Origin of the sequence: Kribbella sp. NPDC004536 (genome assembly GCF_042873835.1) — a bacterium.
Classification (GTDB): Bacteria; Actinomycetota; Actinomycetes; order Propionibacteriales; family Kribbellaceae; genus Kribbella.
In genome coordinates, this window is the sequence record NZ_JBIALY010000002.1 from 2,001,059 (window position 1) to 2,023,603 (window position 22,545).

A 22,545-nucleotide genomic window follows, 5' to 3' on the forward strand; every position below is an offset into this window, starting at 1 on the left:
CGTCCGAGCGCAACAGTAGGCCCTCGGGGGTCACCTGCAAAGTCGAGTGGGAGACCAGTTTGTTCATCGGAATCGGCACCGTCGTGAACGTCGCGACGGTGCTCGTCGGTTCGGTACTCGGCGTACTCGTCGGCCACCGGCTCAGTCACCGCACCAGGGATCTGGTCACCGACGCGATCGGCCTGGTCACACTGCTGATCGCGATCTCCTCGGCACTCACCGTCGGCGACAAGGCACTCAGCGACGCGGTCGGCACCAGCGCACCGGTGCTGATCGTGCTCGGCGCGATGCTGATCGGCGGCATCATCGGCTCACTGCTGCGGATCGAGCAGCGGCTGGAGGGCTTCGGCGCCTGGATGCAGCACCGGTTCGACCGCGGCGAGGGCGAAGGCAAGTTCGTCGAGGGCTTCGTGTCCGCGTCGATGGTGTTCTGCGTCGGCCCGCTGACGTTCCTCGGCGCGCTCTCCGACGGCCTCGGCCGCGGCGCCGACCAGCTGTTCCTGAAGGCGGTCCTCGACGGCTTCACCAGCATCGCCTTCGCCGCCTCGTTCGGCTGGGGCGTCGCCGCGTCCGCACTCGTCGTACTCGTGGTCCAGGGATCGATGACCGCAGTAGGAGCAGTACTGGGCGACGTACTGCCGGACGCTCATGTCACCGCACTCGGCGCCACCGGCGGCGTGATGCTCATCGGCGTGGCGCTCAGACTCCTGAAACTCAAGCAGGTAGCCGTCGCCGACCTGCTCCCCGCATTGATCGTCGCCCCGCTGCTGGTCCAGTTGCTGATTGCCATCCGCAACTGAACCAGCAGCGACGAGCGCGTCAGTCCTCGCCCAGATAGGCCTTCCGGACCGAGTCGTTCACCAGCAGGTCGCGACCGGTGCCGGACAGCACGATCTTCCCGACCTCGAGCACGTACCCGAAGTCGGCCCGCTTCAGCGCCGCCTGCGCGTTCTGCTCGACCAGCAGGATCGTCGTGCCCTGCTTCTGCAGCTCGGTCACCGTCGACATGATCCGCTTCATCATGATCGGCGACAGCCCCATCGACGGCTCGTCCAGCATCAGCAGCTTCGGCCGGCTCATCATCGCCCGGCCCATCGCCAGCATCTGCTGCTCACCGCCGGAGAACGTACCGGCCGGCTGCTTGCGCCGCTCCCCCAGGATCGGGAACAGGTCGTACGCCGCCTGCAGATCGGTGCGCACCCCTGCCGGATCCTTGCGGGAGAAGGCACCCAGCATCAGGTTCTCCTCGACCGACAGCCGCGGGAAGATCCGCCGGCCCTCGGGCGAATGCGCCAGACCGCGGGTGACGATGTCGTGCGCCGCCACCTGGTCGATCCGCTCGCCCTGGAACCAGATCTCCCCCGACGTCGGCCGCAGCAGCCCGGAGACCGTCTTCAGCGTGGTGGTCTTGCCGGCGCCGTTGGTGCCGATCAGCGACACCACCTGCCCCTGCTCCACGCTGAAGCTGATCTTCTTCACCGCAACGATCTTGCCGTAGGCAACTTCCAGGTCCTTGACCTCGAGCATCGCGCTCATCAGGCCTCCTCTCCCGGTGCGTCGTCCTGCGGCCGCGCGTCCGCTTCCTCGTCGTCCTCGCCGGTGCCGATGTAGGCCTCGATCACCCGCGGGTCGGACTGCACCTCGGCCGGCGAGCCCTCGATCAGGGCCTCGCCCTGGACCAGGCAGAGCACCCGGTCGCAGAGGTTGAAGATGAACCGCATGTCGTGCTCGATGACCACCACCGACAGGCCCGAGTCCCGGATCTTGAAGATCAGGTCACTGGCCTGCCGGGTCTCCTGCGGGTTCATACCGGCCGTCGGCTCGTCCAGCAGGATGAGCTTCGGGTCGGTGGCCAGCGCGCGGGCGATCTCGAGCCGGCGCTGGTCGCCGTACGGCATGTTCCGGGCCAGGTGCTCCGCGGACTTGCCGAGCCCGACGAAGTCGAGCAGTTCCTTGGCCCGCTTCCGGGTGGCCGCCTCCTCGTGCCGGAACTTCGGCCCGTGCAGTACCGAGGTGACCGCACCCGCGCTGGTCCGGCAGTACCGCCCGACCATCACGTTCTCCAGCGCGGTCATGTTCGCGAACAACCGGATGTTCTGGAACGTCCGCGCCATCCCGGCACGCACCACCGCGCGCGGCTTCGGCGGCAACGGTGTCAGCGGCGCGAGCGGCTGCACCTCCACCGCGTCGGACTCGTCCGCCGACAGCGTCGACCGCTTCGGCGCCTTGGGGGCCTTCCGCGGTACGCCGGCGAACCTGACCTGGCCGCTGGTCGGCTTGTACAGACCGGTGAGGCAGTTGAAGAACGTCGTCTTGCCGGCACCGTTCGGGCCGATCAGACCGACGATCTCGCCCTGCTTCACGCTCAGGTTCACGTTGTTCACGGCCAGCAGACCACCGAACCGCATGGTTACACCGGTGGCCTCGAGGACGGTTTCACCGGTCACCGGCGGCCGGACGGTTTCCTCGACGGCGGTCATCTCGCCTCCTCCACGGCCAGGCGTTCCTCTTCGACTTCGACAGCCAACGCCTCGTCCTCCTCGTGGAACTCCAGCAGCCGGCGCCGGTTCGCGACCAGACCCTCCGGCCGGAACCGCATCATCAGCACCAGCAGCAGACCGAACATCAGCAGCCGGTACTCCGAGAAGAACCGCAGCTTCTCCGGCAGCAGTTTCAGGATCGTCGCGCCGAGCAGCACACCGGCGATGGTGCCCATACCGCCGAGCACGATCGCGGCGAGCAGGAACGCCGACTCGATGAACTGGTACTGGTCCGGGCTGACCGCGGCGTCCTGGTGGGCCTTGATGGTGCCGGCCAGACCGGCCAGGAACGCGCCGACCGCGAACGCGAGCAGCTTCAGCCCGAACACGTTCACGCCCATCGCCTCGGCGGCCTTCTCGTCCTCGCGGATCGCCACCCAGCCGCGACCGATCCGGCTGTTGTTCAGCCGGGCGAAGACCAGGATGACGAACCCGATCAGGATCAGCAGCAGGAAGTAGTAGTTCGAGAACCTGCCCAGCTCGATCCCCGCGACCGTGTGCGCGTCGCCGAAGTTGAACCCGCCGATCGACAGGTCCGGGATGCCCGGGATGCCGTTCGGCCCGTTCGTCAGGTTCGGGCCGTTGTTGCCGTCCAGGTTGCCCATCGAGAACCGGAAGATCTCACCGAAGCCCAGCGTCACGATGGCCAGGTAGTCACCCGAGACCCGCAGCGTCGGCGTACCGATGATCAGGCCCAGGGTCGCGGACACGGCCGCACCGACCAGCATCACGACCAGGAACGGCGGCTTCCAGCCGACCGTGGCGAACGCCGAGTTCGACAGCACCGCGGCCGTGTACGAACCGGCCCCGAGGAACGCGATGTACCCGAGGTCCAGCAGGCCGGCCAGACCGACCACGATGTTCAGGCCCATCGCGGTGGCGCCGAAGATCAGCACCTGGTTCGCGATCGACATGTTCGCGTCCGACCCGTTCTGCGTGAACGGGAACAGGAACGCCACCACGAACGCGGCCAGCGTGAGCACCTTGCGGTGCCGCTGCCCGACGTGACCGACGAAGCTCATCACGCCGGTCCGGAACAGCGCCGTCGCGATCACCGCGATGAACACGAGGCAGAGGATGAACGACCAGGCGTCCTGCAGGCCGAGCGCGTACGCCGCGGCGTACAGCACCGCGCCCATCAGCACCGCGATCGTCAGGATCTCGGCCCAGCCCGGCAGCCTCGCCTCACTCATGTCCCGCAGTTGCCGCAACGGCAGCATCCACGCCGACACCGCGAGCAGCAGTGCACCGGCCAGCGACACGTAGCCGCCCGGGTTCACGTTGATGAGACCGTCGGACTCGGTACCGATCGCGATCACGATCAACACCATGTACAGCGCCATACCGGTACCGAGCATCCGCAGGCCGACGGTCGCGTCCAGCCAGGTGCCCAGCTTGGTCAGCGGACCCTTCTCGGCGAGCAACAGCACCAGGCACAGCACCGCGCCGATGATCGCGAGGATCTGCAGGCCGCCCGGGTAGAAGTTGATCGACAGGTCGTTCAGGATCTGGCCGTCGTAGCTCCAGGACAGGAACGAACCGACGATCAGCAGCGCCGCACCGGCGAGGCCCAACGGCCACGCGATCGGGTTGCCCGGCTTCGACACCGCGGTGCCGATTTCGTTGTCCGCAGGCGTTTTCACATCGGTCATGCCCGGTCCACCACCCTCGCGCCGAGCAGGCCCTGCGGCCTGAAGACCAGAACCAGAATCAGGATCACGAACGCCCAGACGTCCTTCCAGGTGCTACCACCGAACTGACCCGGGATGTACTGCGTGGCCATCGCCTCGACGACACCGAGGACCAGACCACCGACGACCGCGCCGTAGACGTTGCCGATACCACCCAGAACCGCGGCGGTGAACGCCTTCAGGCCGGCCAGGAAGCCCATCCGGAAGTCGATGTTGTTGTTCTGCAGGCCCTGCGAGACACCCGCGATCGACGCGAGCACCGCACCGAGGGCGAACGCGACCACGATGATCCGGTCCACGTTGATACCCATCAGCCGAGCGGTGTCCGGGTCCTGCGACACCGCCTGCATACCGCGGCCGAGCCGGGTCCGGTTGATGAAGAACCACAGCAGTACGGCGCAGACCGCGAGCGCGGCGACCGTGAAGATCGCGGACCGCTGGATGATCACGCCGCCGACCTGCAGTGCTTTGCCGGTCACCACGTCGAGCTGCGGGAACGGAATACGTGCCTTCGCACTCGGCCATTCGACCTTGTTGATCAGCACCTTGAACAGCACCCAGCCGACCTCCGCGGTGACCGCGGCCACCCCGGCGCTGACGGCCACGGCACGTACGCCGACCTGGGCCCGCGCGTGCGACTTCGCCGCCGCGCCGACGGTCATGCCGACACCCGTACCGACGATCGCACCGCCGACGATCGCGGCCACGATGTACACCGCGGAAAGGTCGGAGTCGATCACCAGTACGACGATCCAGAGCGCCACCGCGCCGGCGCCACCGCCGAGCAGCGGAGCCCGGTCGTACCACTTGCTGACCGGGTGGTTCAGGTTCGCGTCGGTCTGCCGGCTACCGACCAGGTATCCGGCCGCGATCGCCAGCCCGGCGAACACCACCACGGTCCAGATCGGGCGCTCGTAGAACAGCCGGACGAACTCCTGCAGGAACACGGAGATACCGATCGCCGTGATCAGCGGTGCGAGTCGTGGCGCGTTCCGCAGGGGACGGTACGCGACACGTTCCATCAGCACCGCGGTACTGACCGACGCGATCATCGCGCCGATGATCATCACCGGCAGGATCCACACGCTGGTCTGACCGTTGAAGAACAACAGGTACGTCGTCAGCGCGCCGAACGCGCCGATCATGAACACCTCGCCGTGGGCGAAGTTGATGAGCTGCACGATGCCGTACACGACCGTGTATCCGACCGCGATCAGGGCGTACAGCGAGCCCAAGGTCAACCCGTTGACGAGTTGCTGGAAGAACTGGTCCACGTCGACCTCCCATCTGCCTCGGTTGTGACATGCCAGGGGGGTGGGAGGATCACTCCCACCCCCGAGACATGAGGTCGACCCTGCTTACTTTTCTTCGAACGCCTTGGTCTCGACGGTGGTCCACTTGCCACCGGCAACCTTGTAGACGGTCAGCACCTTGGAGGTGGTGTCACCGTACTGGTCGAAGGCCACCTTCCCGGTCACGCCGTCGAAGGAGACCTTGCCCAGGGCATCGATCGTCGCCTGGCGCGCGGACTCGACGTCCTTGGCGTCCTTCAGCGAGACCTTCAGCGCGTCGATGATCGCGTTGGCCGCGTCGTAGGAGTAACCGCCGTACGCCGCGTACGGCTCCTTGAAGCCGGCCGCGTTGTAGTCCGAGACGAACTTCTTCGCCGAGTCCAGCGCCTCGACCGGGGCGCCGACCGAGGTGGCCAGGTCGTTGTCGCTGGTCTTACCGGCAAGGGTGATGTACTTCGGGTCGTAGATACCGTCGCCGCCCATCAGCGGGACGTTCAGGCCGGCGGCCTTGGCCTGCTGCGACAGCGGACCCGCCTGCGGGTACTCACCGCCGTAGTAGATGGCCTGCGGGTTCGACGGCTTGATCGCGGTCAGCGCGGCGTTGTAGTTCGAGTCGTCCGGGTTGATCGTCTGGGCCGCGACGACCGTACCGCCGAGCTTCTTGAACTCCTCGGTGAAGGTGCCGACCAGGCCCTGGCCGTACGCCTTCTTGTCGTGGATCGTGGCGACCTTGGTGATCTTCGCGGTCTCGTACAGGTACCGGGCCGCGAACGGGCCCTGGACCGCGTCCGTGGTGCAGGTACGGAAGTACGTCGGGTACGGCCGCTTCGGGTCGGTCTGCCAGTTCGCGCCCTGGGTCAGGCCGGGGCCGGTGTTGGCAGGCGACACCTGGACGATCTTCGCCGCGGCGAGGACCGGCTGGACCTGCTGGCTGACGCTGGTGTTCAGCGTGCCGACGACGCCGATCACGTCCTTGTCGCTGGACAGCGCGGTGGCCGCGTTCTTACCGGGGTCCGGCTTCGCCTCGTCGTCCTTCGGTACGACCTCGAGCTTCCAGCCCGGGATCGCGTTGGAGTCGTTGGCCTGCTTCACAGCCAGCTCGACGGAGTGCTGGATACCCAGACCCAGTGCCGACAAGTCTCCGGACAACGGCGCGATCACGCCGATCTTGGCCGTCTTCGTCGCGCTTCCGGAATTCCCCCCGGAGCTGCCGCCACTGCGAGAGCCGCAAGCAGTCAGGGCCAACGACGCCACGAGCAGCGTCGCACCGACCCGTACTACGGAACGCTGGTGCACTGTTCCTCCAATGTCTGGATAGTCCCAGCGAAATCCGGGACTCTCGCGCATTTGCCGCGAGCACCGGCAGGTTAGACCCGGCGATGGTTCCAAGCGAACAGCGCACCCGCTGTGTTGTGAGGTCGTTACCCCGGTAAGTATCGTCCGTTCACCTGGATACTGACCCCTCAACTGTGTCAGTGACGGAACGTCAGCGGACGGACTTCCTCCGTGAGATTTCGCGCCTGTCAACCGGGGTGACTGTCACGATTCGTCACGAAGCCGCCAGCACGTTCACCTCACCGTCACGACACGCCGGTACGACCTGCGCGGACGCCGGATCGGAGGCAGGGGGCGCTCAGGAATCCCCGGCTTCGTTCACGACCAGTTCGGCCACCTGGCGCATCGAGACCCGTTTGTCCATTGCGGTCTTCTGGATCCACCGGAACGAGTCGGGCTCGGACAGTCCGAACTTGGTCTGCAGGATCGACTTCGCCCGGTCCACCAGCTTGCGAGTCTCCAGCCGCTCGGCCAGGTCCGCGACCTCACGCTCCAGCTCGGCGAGTTCGACGTACCGCGACGCCGCGATCTCGATCGCCGGCAGCAGGTCGGCCTTGGAGAACGGCTTCACCAGGTACGCCATCGCCCCGGCATCCCGGGCCCGCTCGACCAGCTCCCGCTGCGAGAACGCGGTCAGCATCAGCACCGGCGCGATCCGCTCCCCCGCGATCTTCTCCGCCGCGCTCAGCCCGTCCAGCTTCGGCATCTTCACGTCGAGGATCACCAGGTCCGGCCGCTGCTCGATCGCCAGCCGAATGGCCTCCTCGCCGTCCCCCGCCTGCCCGACGACGTCGTACCCCTCTTCCGCGAGCATCTCAGCCAGATCCATCCGAATCAAAGCCTCGTCCTCAGCGATCACCACACGCTTAGCAGTCACACCCGACACCATATCGATCCCCACCCGATGACCGATGCACAGTTCACCGATGTCGATGGGCTAGGATTTTCCTCCGTCGGCCCTGGTACTCCAACGGCAGAGAGAGCGCACTCAAACTGCGTACAGTGTGGGTTCGAATCCCACCCAGGGCACCATTGTGATCCCGGACAGGTGAACCCACGATTCGTGGGTTGACCTGTTTCTTTTGGGGATGGGTCCGGGTATGTCTGCCGGTGGGCTGGTAGTCCTTGGTGGGGTCGAGGGTGAGTTCGAGCAGGAGTTCGCCGGTGGCGGCATCGACAACCCGGATATGCAGGTCCTGGGCCAGGAGGTGCGTTCGGGCGTGGATCCACCCGATCCCGATGTGGTGCAGCCGCCCGTTCACCCGCAGGGCGACCACGCCGGTTCCATGAATGCGGTCGGCGCGGCCCCGGTGGTGAACCTCGCCGGTCCGGTCGATGCCGGGTCCGGCTCTCGGGCGGCCGTGGCAGGCGGCCGCTGGGGCGGCTCGGTGGGACGGCTGGGTGGAACGGCTCGGCGGGGCAGGGACCGGTGCGGTCTGCGGTGGTTGTACTGGTCGACGAAGTTGTCGAGCAGCGCCTGGAGCTGGGTCAGGGTGCCCGGCTGGACGGGTTGGGCCCGGAGCCACTTCTTCATCGTCTGCTGGAACCGCTCCGCTTTCCCGCAGGTGGTGAGGTGGTTGGGCCGGGAGTTCTTCTGGACGATGTTCAGGCGGCCGGGTCCGGTCTCAAGTCCCTTGCGGCCGCCCTTCCCGGCCGACAGCCGGGTCGTGTAGACCATCCCGCTGTGGGTCAACGTGGACGCTGGAACCCCGTGCTGGGCAACGGTTTCGCGGAACGTGACCGTCATGATCGAGCCGGTGATCCAGGCGTGGCCGGTGACGTGGAAGGCGTAGCGGGAGTGGTCGTCCAGCCAGGTGATGATCTCGACATCCGCGCCGGGTGAACCGTGTGGCAGGGTGAAACGGTAGTGGGTGAAGTCGGACTGCCAGCACTCGTTGGGCTGGTCGGCCGCGAACCGCAGGTACGACGACTTGGGCCGCTTCCCCGGCTCCGGGACCACGGCGCCGGCCCGGGTCAGGACCCGGTGGATCGCCGCCCGCGAGACCGTGGTCTGGTGGTGGTGCTGCATGTGCCAGCCGATCGTGTCCGCGCCCGCATCCAGCCCCGCCTCAACCAGCTCCTTGCGCAACCGCAAGACCAGCTCGGCCGTGACCGCCGCGGTGGCACGCGGCGAGGTCTTCGGACGCCGTGACCGGGGCTCGAACGCCGCCTCCCCCTCCAGACGCCACCGGGCCAGCAGCTCATACACCCACGACCGCGCCACACCGTACTGCGCGACCACCTAGCCTCTCCACCACCGTGATCACGGTGATCACCAACCGGGCCTTCGACATGCCCGAACACCAACACCCCGTCCGGCATCACCTGAGACATCAGTCCGGTATGTCGCGAGACACCCGTCCGGGATGTGTTGAACCACAACACCATCCAGGGCACCCAGGGTACAGAAGTCCTCGTCTGGCGCGGAGGTGCCGGACGGAAGTCTGGGGAGGATCGCATGCCGATCCGGGTAGAAAACCCTCCCCGAGCCGTGCGACTGGGCGCGCAGTCCGCATGCGACGAACAACTCCAACGGTCAGTGGTTGAACCCTGTCCGCCGGGCGGTCGAGAACCGACGGAGGAGCGGGCCGACTCGCGAACTGTGGCGGAAGAACTGTCGGCCGGAAGATCTGACGCGACCGGCGCGCCGACTTCGGCCGGCCGCGGAATCTGTTGCTGGGCAGGCCGTGGCGAAGCCCCTTAGAACGGTGGCGGTTCGCCGCCGAATGGTGCGACTGAGGGCGCGGCAGGACCGCGCGCGGGTGGGATTGTGGTGTAGCGGTGGCCGGTAGGCGCGGTCAGGGTGACAGACCCGTCGGAGTGGTTGATGGTGGACCAGCCCCAGGCAGGGGTGTCCTTGATCAGGTGGTGGTATTCGCAGAACGGCGCAAGGCCGGCCAGGCGGGTTTCGCCAGATCGGGCGAACGGCGTGCCGTGATCGCGATCGCATTCGCGAGAGACCCGGTTGCAGCCGGGCCATGCACAGACGGGGTGTCTGGCGAGGAGGGTTTCGGTGACGACCGCACCGGGATCGTGCCGGGTGGTGGAGGCTTCCACCACAGTTCCGTTGGTGGGATCGGTCAGCAGGCGTCGCCAGGTGCCACCGGCTGCGATGCGGCGGGCCATGGAGGCGGGGATCGGACCATAGCCGGCCAACTCGGCCGGGTCGTCGTCCATCCCGAGCAAGGTCGTGATCGGGATCAGCACCTCGATGTGGGGTCGTCGCCGGTGCTGGTCGGGGAGTCGACGGCCGAGCCAGTCCAGTCCGTTGTGCAGCATGTGTTCGAACACATCACTCACCGCATCTGCCCGCCGTTGTGGCGCAATCCGCTCATCCCTCCCCGCCCCGCTCACCCCGCTGGCCGCACCCGACCCAGCCGACACGATCAGCCCACTAGCGGCATCGGTCGCGTCCCTGGCATCGGCGGCAGAGCCGCCGGTGGCGGTGGCGCCCGTGGCGCCGGTGGCGGTGGCGCCCGTGGCGCCGGTGTCGGTGGCGGTGGCGCCCGTGGCGCCGGTGCCGGTGGTGCCGGTGGCGGTGGCGTCGGCGGCGGAGCCGTCGGTGGCGGTGGCGGTGGCTGCGGCGGTGGCGCCCGTGGCGGCGGTGGCGGTGGCGTCGGTGGCGGTGGCTGCGGAGGTGGCGGCGGCGTCGGTGGCGGTGGCGTCGGTGGTCGCGTCGGCACCTGCCGTCCGGCGTGCTGGGATGGTAGGCGGCCCGCTCGCGGTGTGTGCGGCTGCATCGCTGGCAGCTGCATCGGCTGCAGCGGCAGCAGCGGCAGCAGCGGTGGGTGGAGGGCTGGTCGGGTTGGCGTCAGTTGCGGGACTGGCAGGCGCGGTGGGGGTGCCGCGTTTGGCGAGGTCGGCCATGGCTTGGATGACGATCCACATTTGCTGGATCTTGTCGGCGGTGTGGACGACCCAGAGTCCGGCCATGCCGTCGGCGAGCGGGACGATCTTGCAGGTGCGGTCGGCGATGGCGGCGCGGTGCTTGTCGGCGTCTTCGCGGACGGTGTGTTTGGCGACCTGGCGGCGCAGGGACTGGTTGAGGTTGCGGTGGGTCTGGCCTGCGGCGCGGCGCAGGACATGGGCCTGGACTGCCTGCGCTGCGGCGGGTGGCAGGGCGCGGGTGGCTTCGGAGATGGCCAGCGCCTTGGAGAACGTGAGCGCGCCGCAGCGCAGCGCGGCATGGGTGGCGCTCAACGTGCCGGTGAGGTGGAGTGCGGTGTCGATGTGGCGGGCGGCGGTGTCCTTGGACAGGTGCAGCGCGGCTCCGATCTCGGCGGCCCAGGATCGTTCGGGGTCGATCGGGCGGCCGGTGGAGTCGATCTGACTCGGGCGCGGGATCTCGGCGAGCTGGGCTTTGCGCTGGCGGACGAACGAGGCCTGCGCGGCGGTCCTGATCGATGCCGCCCAGGCCTCGATCCGGGCCGCAGCCTTCATGGCCTCGATCAACGCGATCGGTGACTCGCACTGCGGCCGCAGCGTCTCCAGTTCCGCGGCCAGTTCGGCTCCGGGTGGCAGAAACACCCAGGCTGGTGCCTTCAGGCGCAGCATCTCCCGTTCGGCCTGGTCTTGTTCGACGCCGGCCCACTCCTGCCACTCCAGCCAGTCGACCCGCGACATCGGCGGCAGATCATCGTACGGATCGCCGTACGGATCGCCGTACGGGTTGTCTTGGTCGAGGTCGCGCGGCGCGCGCGTGCTGTCGGCGTCGTACAGGTCGTACAGGTCATCGAGGTCGTAGGAGTCGTCCGGCGGCTGATCCGGCGGCCACCGATCCGGCGGCAGCGGATCATCCAGCAACACGTCACGCGGCAGCGACTCGGTGAGCAGGGCGGCGCACCCGCCAGGCGAAGCCAGCCGCGCGGCAGGCTTCTGCCGGGCTGGGCCGGCGCCGATCACCGCTCTCGTCATGTACCTATAATAGAACAAATGTTCGATCCAACAAAATCCTCCGACCGCTCAGGCTCTGTCATGTCGCAGGACATAGGTGACGGTTCTGTGTCAGGACATCGGTGACGAGTTTGGTGCCGCGAGTCCGGTCGATCGCTTCGGAGTCGAAGTACGAGCCGGTTGACCCTCGTGTCCAGCTCGCGATAGTCCCGTCGCCCGATGACGCGCCGCCTAGCGGGTGGCTCCGGAACGGCAGGATCCCGGTACGACGGTGCTGTTCCGGCACGTGCCAGTGCTAAGAGGGATGCCCCGCCGGATGACGATCAGGTGATCCCGCTCGCCGCCCCTGGCCTGTACGGAGCGTGTCAGGCGACCCGCACACTTGCCACCATGTCGAACTGGTGGGATACGGCCGCGCCGCTCGTCGGGGTCGTCCTGGGCGCCCAGCTCACGATGATGAACGAGCGGCGGCGCGAACGCAGGCACGCGCGGGTCGCGGCACTTCCCCCGGATCTCGCTCGTGGACGCCTCTCCCAACGTCATGGCGCTGACCGACGAGAAGCTGCTCGAGATCCGCGTCGCCTTCGCTGACACCGAGATTCGCCCGAACGTGTGGGAGGCCGCAATGGGGCAATCCAATCGTGCAAAGACTTCTACGACCTCCCCCAGAATCGAGACGACCCCTGGAATACCCGACACTGGGGCAACGTCCCGCTGATCGCGATAAGTCACACCCTGCCTGACCTGCTGCAGGACGAGGTGCTCCATCCGCAGCGGGCCCGATGGCTCCGGCGCAAACGGCTGCGGACGCTGAACGACTCGTCGCGTGACCTTCGAGCCGAAATCGAATCAAGCCTGCCTCAGAAGGGGACCTCGAGCGGCGGGGGTTCGGCGTCCCGACGCTGACCGAGGCTTCCAACAGGTCCTCGTGGTCACCAACGGCGACGACATCACCATCACCGACCTCCTAGGCGAGATCCTCATCGAGCACGTCAGGCCCGCACTCTGTATCACCGACGTCGGCAACGCCCGCATCCGCGACGCACGCCAAGACACCTCAACCGCCACCGAAGTCCTGACACATCGAGTCACACCGATGTCCTGATGCAGAACTGTCACCTATGTCCTGAGACATCACACCAGTCGCTCGGGCTCCGGGAGAGGATCCGCGATCCTCATCACCTTCGGTTTGTTCTTCCTCCGAGCGTGGTTGAGGCGGGCAGTCAGCCGACTGTCCGCCTCAACCACTTCTCTACAACAGTTCTTGTTTCCTGTCCTGCCTTTGAGCGCCACCGAGCTCGCTCTGCCGACCCGTGCTCGGACGCCTGAGCCGGGCACGGCTCTTGATCTGGGTTTGCTGTGCTTGCTTTGGAAAATGGTTGAGGCGAACGGTCGGGTGGCCGTTCGCCTCAAGTACTTCTGCTGCGGGGCTTGTTACGGGTTGGGGCTTCGGTAGGCGGGGGCGGTGCCGTCTATGGCGTCGCCCATGCGGTGGACTCGGAGGGCGTTGGTGGAGCCGGGGATGCTGGGCGGGGAGCCGGCGACGATGACTACCAGGTCGCCCTTGTCGACGATGCCGAGTTCGAGGAGGCGCTGGTCGACCTGGCGGACCATCTCGTCGGTGTGTTCGACGGTGGGGACGATGTGGGTGGTGATGCCCCAGACGACGCTCAGCCAGGAGCTGACCGACGGGACCGGGGTGAACGCCAGCAGCGGGACCTCGGTGCGGTAGCGGGCCAGCCGGAGCGCGGTGTCACCGGACTGGGTGAACGCGATCAGGTACTTCGCGTCCAGCCGCTCGGCCACGTCGGCGGCCGCGCGGGCGATCACGCCGCCCTTGGTCTTCGGCTCCCACTCGATCTCCTGGACCCGGCTGAGGCCGTGCTCCTCGGTGGACTCCACGATCCGGGCCATCGTCTTGACGGTCTCGATCGGGAACCGCCCGACGCTGGTCTCTCCGGACAGCATCACCGCGTCGGCGCCGTCGAGGACGGCGTTCGCGACGTCGGAGGCCTCGGCCCGGGTCGGCCGCGGCGCGGAGATCATCGACTCCAGCATCTGGGTGGCGACGATGACCGGCTTCGCGTTCAGCCGGGCCTGATCGATGATGAGCTTCTGGACCAGCGGGACCTCCTCGAGCGGGAGCTCCACGCCGAGGTCGCCGCGGGCCACCATGAACCCGTCGAAGGCCTCGATGATCTCGTCCAGGTTGGCGACCGCCTGCGGCTTCTCGATCTTGGCGACGACCGGGAGCCGCAGCCCCTCCTCGTCCATGATCTTGTGCACCAGCTGGATGTCGGCGGCGTCCCGGACGAACGACAGCGCGATCATGTCGGCCGGCAGGTGCAGCGCCCAGCGCAGGTCCTCGGCGTCCTTCTCGGACAGCGCCGGGACGCTCACCGAGACGCCCGGCAGGTTGATGCCCTTGTGGTTGGAGACCGGCCCGCCGACGGTGACCCGGCAGATCACGTCGGTCTCGGTGACCTCCTCGGCGACGAGCGCGATCCGGCCGTCGTCGATGAGCAGCTGGTCACCCGGGTTCACGTCGCCCGGCAGACCGTCGTACGTCGTTCCGCAGATGGTCTGGTCGCCGGGCACCTCCCGGGTGGTGATGGTGAAGCGCTCACCGTAGGTCAGCGTCGCCTTCCCCTCGGCGAACTCCGCGAGCCGGATCTTCGGGCCCTGCAGGTCGACGAGGATGCCGACGTTGCTCCCGGCCTCCGCAGCGGCGGTACGGATCCGCTGGTAGATGCGCTCATGCTCGGCGTGGGCGCCGTGGCTCAGGTTGAGCCTGGCGACGTCCATACCGGCTTGGACGAGTTCCATGATGCGCTCCGGGGCGGCCGTAGCCGGGCCGAGCGTACAAACGATCTTTGCGCGACGCACGTCACAAAACCCTACTCCTGCAAACCACTGGTCCCGCTGGTCCACCCCCGTTACTGGACAGTTAACAGTGGACGACAAGCGATGACAGTGCCTGAATCGTCAAGAGGACAACGGGGTGTAGGCCCCGACGGTGATGTCGCCGGTGAGCTCGGCGGTGACCGTCTGCAGGCCGACCGGCTTGCCTTTCAGGTACGTGATCAGCGTGACCTCGCCCGGCCGGCGCAGCGTGTACCCGAGGGCGAACGCGTACGCGGCTCCCCCGGTCGTGCCGTTCGTGTACGTGGTCACCGGCTTGCCGTCGACGACCTTCGTCTCCGGCCCGACCTGCCGGTGCAGATGCCCGGACAGCAGCAGCGTCGCGCACCCTCGCTCGGCGGTGGCCGCGAACGAGGACGGGTCGTGGACGACGAACGTCTCGATCCGTTTGTCCTCCGGCTGCGAGCAGGCGACGTCGGCGAGCCGTTTGGACTGGTGGTCGACGGTCTCGTCACCGGGCTCGTCCGCGCTGCCCAGCCCGGTCTTGGTCGGGTCGCTGTCGCCGAGGAAGCGGATGCCGTCGACCTCGACGGGCTTGCTGTCCAGGACGGTGAAGCCGCTTTTGCGCATCGCCGCCTCGACGTGCCCGCCGGCGTCGTGGTTGCCGGCCACCGCGACCACCTTGAAGTCCTTGAAGTGCTGGCGCAGCGAGTTGATGCTGAACAGCTCCCACTCCTGCCCCGACGACGTGTCGTCCCCGGCGTCGATGAGCAGCTTCGCCCCGGCCACCTTGGCGACCTCGGCCGCGAACGGGTCCATACCGATGTTGTCGTGCCGGTCGTTGACCTGGATCGCGACCGTCTCTTCCTTGCCCGGCTGGTGGATCTCGTTCTTGACGTCGCCGACCTTGTCCTTGAGCTGGCCGTAGAACTGCGTCGACCGCTGGTACGTCTGGACCGCGGTCTTGATCACTCCGACGCCGCCGGTGGTGGAGAACCCGGACGCCACCTCGACGCCCTGGAGCTGCTTGTCCAGGTCGAGCTCCGGCAGCAGCTTCGCAAGCGGCGTCCACTGCGTCGGCGGTGCCTCCACGCCACGGATCCGGCCCGGTCCGAAGATCGAGGCGATCGTGATCAGCATCGCGACCAGTACGACGATCGCCCGGTGTTCGACCCGTCGTTCGTGCCGGTGGACGAGGTGCCACAGCTCCTGCCGCCGCCGGACGCCGATCATCGTCCACAGCGTGGCGACCACGACGACCACGAGCAGCCCGGTACCGGCGCCGGCCAGCGCGTCGTCGACAGCCATCTCCTGGACGGCCTGGCTGATCCGCGCGATCTCACCTTCGGGCTGGGCCGCGATCAGCGCGTCGCGGTTGATCAGGTCGGTGAGGTTGCTGGCGTTCGTCTCCTGGACGTCGATGTTGACGCCGAGGCCGAACGGGACGTTGCTGGCCATCCGCAACCGCGGCAGCACCGCGCCGAGGTCGAGGGTCGCGTGCCCGTCGAACGTCGGCGACACAGTCGCCGCGTGCGCGCCGATCGTCACCCGTTCGGAGTCGTTCACGAACACCAGCAGCCCGACCACGGCCGAGGTCACCGCGAAGAGCAGGCTCAACGCCACCCAGGGTGCGACGACTCGCAGCCGTTCCTTCGTCACCAACCGTGTTGCCACAGCTCCAACCTATCCAGCCGGACCGCCTCGGGCACCGACCAACCGTCGCGACGCGCGTTTTCCGGTTGGCGGGTGCCCAAGGTGCGTCTGGTCAAACAGCCAGCGGCCGCGCGGTCGGCGGGATGGGGGTGGGGAGGGTGGAGGAGCCCGTCAGGTGGGCGTCGACGCCGCCGGCGCAGGACCGGCCCTCGGCGATCGCCCAGACGATCAGCGACTGACCGCGGCCCGCGTCACCGCAGGCGAACACGCCTTCGACCGAGGTCTGGTACTGCTTGTCCCGCTTGACGTTGCCGCGCTCGTCGAGCTCGACGCCGAGCTGCTCGAGGAAGCCCTCGCGCTCCGGGCCGAGGAAGCCCATCGCCAGCAGTACGAGCTGCGCGGGGATGGTCCGCTCGGTCCCTTCGACCGGCGCGAACCTGCCGTCGGCGAACTTCACCTCGACCAGGTTCAGCCCCGAGACGTTGCCGTCGGCATCGGCCTCGAAGTTCACCGTGGAGACGGCGTACACCCGGTCGCCGCCCTCCTCGTGGGCGGAGGCGACCCGATAGATCATCGGGTACGTCGGCCACGGCTGCCCCGCCGGACGCTCGTCCGAGGGCCGCGGCATGATCTCCAGCTGGGTGACCGAGCGGGCCCCCTGGCGGTGCGCCGTACCGAGGCAGTCGGCGCCGGTGTCGCCGCCGCCGATGATCACCACGTCCTTGCCGGTGGCAACGATCTGGCCGTCGACGGCCTGGCCCAGCGCGACCCGGTTCGCCTGCGGCAGGTACTCCATCGCCTGGTGGATCCCGCCGTACTCACGGCCCGGTACCGGCAGGTCCCGCGCCGCGGTGGCGCCGGTCGCGATCACGACCGCGTCGTAGCGCTGCTTCAGCTGGGTACCGGTGACGTCGACGCCGACGTTGACGCCGGAACGGAAGACCGTACCTTCGTCCTTCATCTGCCGGATCCGGCGGTCGACCTGTTCCTTCTCCATCTTGAACTCGGGAATGCCGTACCGCAGCAGGCCGCCCGGGGCGTCGGCGCGCTCGTACACCGCGACCGTGTGCCCCGCCCGGGTCAGCTGCTGCGCGGCGGCGAGACCGGCCGGGCCGGACCCGACGACCGCGATCGTCTTACCGGTCAGCCATTCCGGCGGCTGCGGCTTGACGTCACCGGTCTCCCAGGCCTTGTCGATGATCGCGACCTCGACGTTCTTGATCGTCACCGGGTCCTGGTTGATGCCGAGTACGCAGGCCGTCTCGCACGGCGCCGGGCACAGCCGCCCGGTGAACTCCGGGAAGTTGTTGGTCGCGTGCAGCCGCTCGATCGCCGAGGACCAGTCGTCCCGCCAGACCAGGTCGTTCCACTCCGGGATCAGGTTGCCCAGCGGGCAGCCGTTGTGGCAGAACGGGATACCGCAGTCCATACAGCGGCCGGCCTGCTTGCCGATGATCGGCAGCAGCGCCTTGCCCGGCCCGCCCGGGTAGACCTCTTTCCAGTCCTGCACCCGTTCGCCGACCGGACGCCGGTCGGCCACCTCGCGGCCGGTGGTCAGGAATCCCTTGGGATCAGCCATCAGATGGCCTCCATCATCGCTCGCGTGGTGGCGTCCTCGTCCAGGCCGTCGCGCTCGGCGGCCGCCTTGGCCGCCAGCACTCGGGCGTAGTCGCGGGGCATCACCGTGGTGAACCGGGCCGCGGCGGCAGGCCAGTCGGCGAGCAGCTTGGCCGCCCGTTCCGATCCGGTCTCCTCGAAGTGCCTGCGGACCAGGTCGTGCAGCAGTTCGGACTCGTCGGTGGTGACCGGGTGCAGATCCACCAGTTCCGGGTTCACCAGGGCCGGGTCCAGGTCGAGCACGTGGGCCACGCCGCCCGACATGCCCGCCGCGAAGTTCCGGCCGACGGCGCCGAGTACGACGACGCGCCCACCGGTCATGTACTCGCAGGCGTGGTCGCCGACCGCTTCGACGACCGCGGTGGCGCCGGAGTTCCGGACGCAGAACCGCTGGCCCGCACCGCCGCTGATGAACAGTTCGCCGGACGTCGCGCCGTACGCGATCACGTTGCCGGCGATGATCTGGTCGGCGGCGTCGAACCGGGCCCGGCGGTCCGGCCGGATGACGACCCGGCCACCGGACAGGCCCTTGCCGACGTAGTCGTTGGCGTCACCCTCGAGCCGCAGGGTGACCCCGCGCGGTACGAAGGCGGCGAACGAGTTGCCGGCCGAACCGGTGAAGGTCAGGTCGATCGTCCCGTCGGCGAGACCGGCGGCCTTGTACCGCTTGGTGATCTCGTGGCCGAGCATCGTCCCGACGGTCCGGTTCACGTTCCGGATCGCGACCTGGGCGCGGACCGGTTCGCCGTTGTCGAGCGCCGGCCGGCAGATCCGGATCAGCTCGTTGTCGAGCGCCTTGCCCAGACCGTGGTTCTGCTCGACGGTCCGGTGCAGCGAAGCGCCCTCGGGCAGCGCCGGTACGTGCAGGACCGGCGACAGGTCGAGCCCGTCGGCCTTCCAGTGGTCGACCGCGCGCTGGATGTCCAGCACCTCGGCGTGGCCGATCGCCTCGTCCAGGGTCCGGAAACCGAGCTCGGCCAGGTACTCCCGGACTTCCTCGGCGATGAACTCGAAGAAGTTCACCACGAACTCGGGCTTGCCGGAGAACCGCTCGCGGAGCACCGGGTTCTGGGTGGCGACGCCGACCGGGCAGGTGTCCAGGTGGCAGACCCGCATCATGATGCAGCCCGACACCACCAGCGGCGCGGTGGCGAAACCGTACTCCTCGGCGCCGAGCAGGGCCGCGACGATCACGTCCCGGCCGGTCTTCAGCTGGCCGTCGGTCTGGACCACGATCCGGTCCCGCAACCCGTTCAGCAGCAGGGTCTGCTGCGTCTCGGCCAGGCCGAGCTCCCACGGACCGCCCGCGTGCTTCAGCGAGGTGAGCGGCGCCGCACCGGTACCGCCGTCGTGGCCGGAGATCAGTACGACGTCCGCGTGCGCCTTGGAGACACCCGCGGCGATCGTGCCGACGCCGACCTCGGAGACCAGCTTCACGTGGATGCGAGCGGCCGGGTTCGCGTTCTTGAGGTCGTGGATCAGCTGCGCCAGGTCCTCGATCGAGTAGATGTCGTGGTGCGGCGGCGGCGAGATCAGGCCGACGCCGGGCGTCGAGTGCCGGGTGTTCGCCACCCACGGGTACACCTTCGGGCCGGGCAGCTGCCCGCCCTCGCCGGGCTTCGCGCCCTGCGCCATCTTGATCTGGATGTCGTCGGAGTTCGTCAGGTACTCCGCGGTGACGCCGAAGCGCCCGGACGCGACCTGCTTGATCGAGCTCCGCCGGGCCGGGTCGTACAGCCGGTCGGCGTCCTCGCCGCCCTCACCGGTGTTCGACTTGCCGCCGAGCTGGTTCATCGCGATCGCCAGCGTGGTGTGCGCCTCGGCGCTGATCGAGCCGTAGCTCATCGCACCGGTGGAGAACCGCTTCACGATCGCGCTCACCGGCTCGACCTCGTCGATCGGGATCGACTGCCGGTCGGACTTGAACCCGAACAGGCCACGCAACGTCATCAGCCGCTCGGACTGCTCGTCGACCTTCGACGTGTACTGCTTGAAGATGTCGTACCGGCCGGTGCGAGTGCTGTGCTGCAGCCGGAACACCGTGTCCGGGTCGAACAGGTGCGGCTCGCCCTCGCGGCGCCACTGGTACTCGCCGCCGATCTCGAGCTTGCGGTGCGCCGGCAGGATGCCGTCCGCCGGGTACGCGCGCAGGTGCCGGCGGCGTACCTCCTCGGCGATCTCGTCCAGGCCGACGCCGCCGATCCTGGACGACGTACCGGTGAAGTAGATGTCGACCAGGAACGGGGACAGCCCGTTCGCCTCGAAGATCTGGGCACCCGTGTACGACGCGACGGTCGACACGCCCATCTTCGACATCACCTTGAGGACGCCCTTGCCGAGCGACTTCACCACGTTGCGGATCGCCTGCTCGGGCTCGATGCCGGGCAGGTACGTGCCCTGGCGGCACAGGTCCTCGACGGACTCCAGCGCCAGGTACGGGTTGATCGCGGCCGCGCCGTACCCCATCAGCAGCGCGACATGATGGACTTCGCGCACATCTCCCGCTTCGACGACCAGGCCGACCTGGGTCCGGGTCTTCTCCCTGACCAGGTGGTGGTGGATCGCGGACGTCAGGAGCAGCGACGGGATCGGCGCGCTGTCGGCGTTCGAGTGCCGGTCAGACAGCACCAGGATGCGGGCGCCTTCGTCGATCGCGGCGCTCGCCTCGGCGCACAGCTCGTCGAGCCGGGACCGCAGTGCCCGTCCGCCGCCTTCGACGTCGTACACGCCGCGGAGGACCGTGGTGGCCAGGCCGGGCATGTCGCCGTCGAGGTTGATGTGCCGGAGCTTGGCCAGCTCGTCGTTGGTGATCACCGGGAACGGGATCACCACCTGCCGGCACGACGCCGGGCTCGGGTTCAGCAGGTTCGACTCCGGGCCGAGGCTGGACGACAGCGAGGTCACGAGCTCCTCGCGGATCGCGTCCAGCGGCGGGTTCGTGACCTGGGCGAACAGCTGCGCGAAGTAGTCGAACAGCAGCCGCGGCCGGTCGCTCAGGACCGCGATCGGGGTGTCGGTGCCCATCGAGCCGATCGGCTCGGCGCCGCTCTTGGCCATCGGGGTGAGGATGACGCGGAGCTCTTCCTCGGTGTACCCGAACACCTGCTGGCGCCGGGTCACCGACGCGTGGCTGTGCACGACGTGCTCGCGCTCGTGCAGGTCCTCGAACCGGATCAGTCCGCCGTGCAGCCATTCGTCGTACGGGTGCTCGTTCGCGAGTGCGTTCTTCACCTCGGCGTCGGTGATGATCCGGTGCGCGTCGACATCGACGAGGAAGATCCGGCCCGGCTCGAGCCGGCCCTTCTCGGTCACCGTGGCCGGGTCGATGTCCAGGACGCCGGCCTCGGAGGCCAGTACGACGAGGCCGTCGTCGGTCACCCAGTACCGCGAGGGGCGCAGGCCGTTGCGGTCCAGCACCGCGCCGACCTTCGTACCGTCGGAGAAGACCACGGACGCCGGGCCGTCCCACGGCTCCATCAGCGTCGAGTGGAACTCGTAGAACGCCCGCCGCTTCGGGTCCATCGTGGCGGCGTTCTCCCAGGCCTCCGGGATCATCATCAGCATCGCGTGCGGCAGCGAGCGGCCACCGAGGTGCAGGAGCTCCAGGACCTCGTCGAACGACGCGGAGTCCGACGCACCAGGCGTACAGATCGGGTACAGCTGCTCGAGGTCGCCGGGGATCAGGTCGCTGGCGAGCAGCGCCTCGCGGGCCCGCATCCAGTTCCGGTTGCCCTGGACGGTGTTGATCTCACCGTTGTGGGCGATGTACCGGTACGGGTGGGCCAGCGGCCAGGACGGGAACGTGTTGGTGGAGAACCGGCTGTGCACGACGCCGATCGCGGAGGCGAGGTCGGGGTCGGTGAGCTCGGGGAAGAACTTGTCGAGCTGGTCGGTGGTCAGCATCCCCTTGTAGGTGATGGTCCGGCCGGACAGCGACGGGAAGTACGTCGCGGTCTCCTTCTCGGCGCGCTTGCGCAGCCGGAAGGCCATCCGCTCCAGCGCCAGGCCGAGCACGCGGCCGGCCTGCGCGGTGACGAACAACTGCCTGAACGTCGGCATCACCGAACGCGCGGTCGCGCCGAGCAGGTCCGGCGTGGTCGGGATGTCCCGCCAGCCGACGACGTCCAGCTGCTCCTCCGCGGCCAGCTCCTCGATCCGGGCGACCGCCTTCGCGGCGTCGTCCGGGTCGGCCGGCAGGAACGCGATACCGGTCGCGTAGCTGTGCGGCGCGGGCAGCTCGAAGTCGCACGCCTTCCGGTAGAAGGCGTCCGGAACCTGGATCAGGATGCCGGCACCGTCGCCGGAGTCGGGTTCGGCACCAGACGCGCCACGGTGCTCGAGGTTCCGCAGGGCGGTCAATGCCTTGGCCACGATGTCGTGGCTCGGTTCACCGGTCAGGGTCGCGACGAAGGCAACACCACAAGCGTCGTGCTCGTGCCGTCCGTCGTAGAGACCCTCGCTCGGGCGGTGCCAGTCAAAGATGGGGGGGCGACCATACATTCAGGAGCTCCCGTCGTCCTACGGTCAAATACAACTGGCCGCGGGACAACACTGGCCCAAGCCGGGTGTCCCGAGACTACCTCATGACGCCCGCCAGTTGGACTTTTTGTCCACCGCGCAACGCCTTGATGACCCTCAGTAAGCAAGCGCTCACTACTAGCC

The 22,545-nt window shown here is 68.1% G+C and carries 14 protein-coding genes, 1 tRNA gene and 1 pseudogene; 3 read left to right on the forward strand and 13 right to left on the reverse strand.

Going from position 1 to position 22,545, the window contains the following annotated elements; all coding sequences use genetic code 11:
- Window positions 1-59 precede the first annotated feature (59 nt).
- The gene (locus ACFYRU_RS24370) at window positions 60-800 is read left to right on the forward strand and encodes a DUF554 domain-containing protein (protein WP_387662628.1); all 741 of its coding nucleotides are present in this window, start codon (window positions 60-62) and stop codon (window positions 798-800) included.
- A gap of 19 nt (window positions 801-819) precedes the next feature.
- On the opposite strand, the gene ACFYRU_RS24375 is transcribed toward ACFYRU_RS24370, so the two are convergent.
- From ACFYRU_RS24375 to ACFYRU_RS24405, 7 genes and pseudogenes are all read right to left on the reverse strand, one after another.
- Window positions 820-1,536: an ABC transporter ATP-binding protein gene (locus ACFYRU_RS24375; RefSeq protein ID WP_387662630.1), complete on the reverse strand. Its 717-nt coding sequence runs from the start codon at window positions 1,534-1,536 to the stop codon at window positions 820-822.
- A complete protein-coding gene (locus ACFYRU_RS24380; protein ID WP_387662632.1) occupies window positions 1,536-2,480 on the reverse strand; it encodes an ABC transporter ATP-binding protein in 945 nt (314 codons plus the stop codon). The genes ACFYRU_RS24375 and ACFYRU_RS24380 overlap by 1 nt, the downstream gene beginning before the upstream one ends.
- Window positions 2,477-4,192, reverse strand: coding sequence for a branched-chain amino acid ABC transporter permease (locus ACFYRU_RS24385; protein ID WP_387662634.1), 1,716 nt, complete (start codon window positions 4,190-4,192; stop codon window positions 2,477-2,479). Before ACFYRU_RS24385 ends, ACFYRU_RS24380 begins: the two co-directional genes overlap by 4 nt.
- A complete protein-coding gene (locus tag ACFYRU_RS24390) occupies window positions 4,189-4,893 on the reverse strand; it encodes a branched-chain amino acid ABC transporter permease (RefSeq protein WP_387662948.1) in 705 nt (234 codons plus the stop codon). The genes ACFYRU_RS24385 and ACFYRU_RS24390 overlap by 4 nt, the downstream gene beginning before the upstream one ends.
- Window positions 4,894-5,166: 273 nt before the next feature.
- A pseudogene (locus ACFYRU_RS24395) lies at window positions 5,167-5,505 on the reverse strand (branched-chain amino acid ABC transporter permease); the annotation flags it as partial.
- 84 nt (window positions 5,506-5,589) lie between these two features.
- On the reverse strand, window positions 5,590-6,819 hold the full coding sequence (locus ACFYRU_RS24400; RefSeq protein WP_387662636.1) for a branched-chain amino acid ABC transporter substrate-binding protein: 1,230 nt from the start codon (window positions 6,817-6,819) through the stop codon (window positions 5,590-5,592).
- Between the two features lie 337 nt (window positions 6,820-7,156).
- Window positions 7,157-7,747, reverse strand: a complete 591-nt coding sequence (locus ACFYRU_RS24405) for an ANTAR domain-containing response regulator (protein WP_387662949.1) — start codon at window positions 7,745-7,747, stop codon at window positions 7,157-7,159.
- 67 nt (window positions 7,748-7,814) lie between these two features.
- Between ACFYRU_RS24405 and ACFYRU_RS24410 the strand changes: the two genes are divergently transcribed.
- Window positions 7,815-7,890 (forward strand) — tRNA-Leu (locus ACFYRU_RS24410).
- A 226-nt stretch (window positions 7,891-8,116) separates the two neighbouring features.
- On the opposite strand, the gene ACFYRU_RS24415 is transcribed toward ACFYRU_RS24410, so the two are convergent.
- Window positions 8,117-9,100, reverse strand: coding sequence for an integrase core domain-containing protein (locus tag ACFYRU_RS24415; RefSeq protein WP_387662638.1), 984 nt, complete (start codon window positions 9,098-9,100; stop codon window positions 8,117-8,119).
- 458 nt (window positions 9,101-9,558) lie between these two features.
- Window positions 9,559-11,760 (reverse strand): hypothetical protein, encoded by a 2,202-nt coding sequence (locus ACFYRU_RS24420; protein WP_387662639.1) that lies wholly within the window; start codon window positions 11,758-11,760, stop codon window positions 9,559-9,561.
- Window positions 11,761-12,577: 817 nt separating this feature from the next.
- Here ACFYRU_RS24420 and ACFYRU_RS24425 point away from each other — a divergent pair.
- A complete protein-coding gene (locus ACFYRU_RS24425; protein WP_387662641.1) occupies window positions 12,578-12,856 on the forward strand; it encodes a hypothetical protein in 279 nt (92 codons plus the stop codon).
- 329 nt (window positions 12,857-13,185) lie between these two features.
- Here ACFYRU_RS24425 and pyk read toward each other — a convergent pair whose 3' ends face one another.
- The 4 genes from pyk to gltB all read right to left on the reverse strand — a co-directional run bounded on the left by pyk (window position 13,186) and on the right by gltB (window position 22,383).
- Window positions 13,186-14,637, reverse strand: a complete 1,452-nt coding sequence (gene pyk, locus ACFYRU_RS24430; protein ID WP_387662643.1) for a pyruvate kinase — start codon at window positions 14,635-14,637, stop codon at window positions 13,186-13,188.
- 99 nt (window positions 14,638-14,736) lie between these two features.
- Complete coding sequence (locus ACFYRU_RS24435) at window positions 14,737-16,287, reverse strand: metallophosphoesterase (RefSeq protein ID WP_387662645.1); 1,551 nt, start codon at window positions 16,285-16,287, stop codon at window positions 14,737-14,739.
- Between the two features lie 91 nt (window positions 16,288-16,378).
- A complete protein-coding gene (locus tag ACFYRU_RS24440) occupies window positions 16,379-17,845 on the reverse strand; it encodes a glutamate synthase subunit beta (protein ID WP_387662647.1) in 1,467 nt (488 codons plus the stop codon).
- Entirely contained in the window at window positions 17,845-22,383 is a 4,539-nt protein-coding gene (gltB, locus tag ACFYRU_RS24445) for a glutamate synthase large subunit (RefSeq protein ID WP_387662648.1), read from the reverse strand. The genes ACFYRU_RS24440 and gltB overlap by 1 nt, the downstream gene beginning before the upstream one ends.
- Window positions 22,384-22,545: the final 162 nt, after the last annotated feature.

Coding starts and splice junctions, on each gene's coding strand:
- ACFYRU_RS24375 (WP_387662630.1), bottom strand. CDS start 1,536: ATGAGCGCGATGCTCGAGGTCAAGGACCTGGAAGTTGCCTACGGCAAG.
- ACFYRU_RS24380 (WP_387662632.1), bottom strand. CDS start 2,480: ATGACCGCCGTCGAGGAAACCGTCCGGCCGCCGGTGACCGGTGAAACC.
- ACFYRU_RS24385 (WP_387662634.1), bottom strand. CDS start 4,192: ATGACCGATGTGAAAACGCCTGCGGACAACGAAATCGGCACCGCGGTG.
- ACFYRU_RS24390 (WP_387662948.1), bottom strand. CDS start 4,893: ATGACCGTCGGCGCGGCGGCGAAGTCGCACGCGCGGGCCCAGGTCGGC.
- ACFYRU_RS24405 (WP_387662949.1), bottom strand. CDS start 7,747: ATGGTGTCGGGTGTGACTGCTAAGCGTGTGGTGATCGCTGAGGACGAG.
- ACFYRU_RS24440 (WP_387662647.1), bottom strand. CDS start 17,845: ATGGCTGATCCCAAGGGATTCCTGACCACCGGCCGCGAGGTGGCCGAC.
- gltB (WP_387662648.1), bottom strand. CDS start 22,383: ATGTATGGTCGCCCCCCCATCTTTGACTGGCACCGCCCGAGCGAGGGT.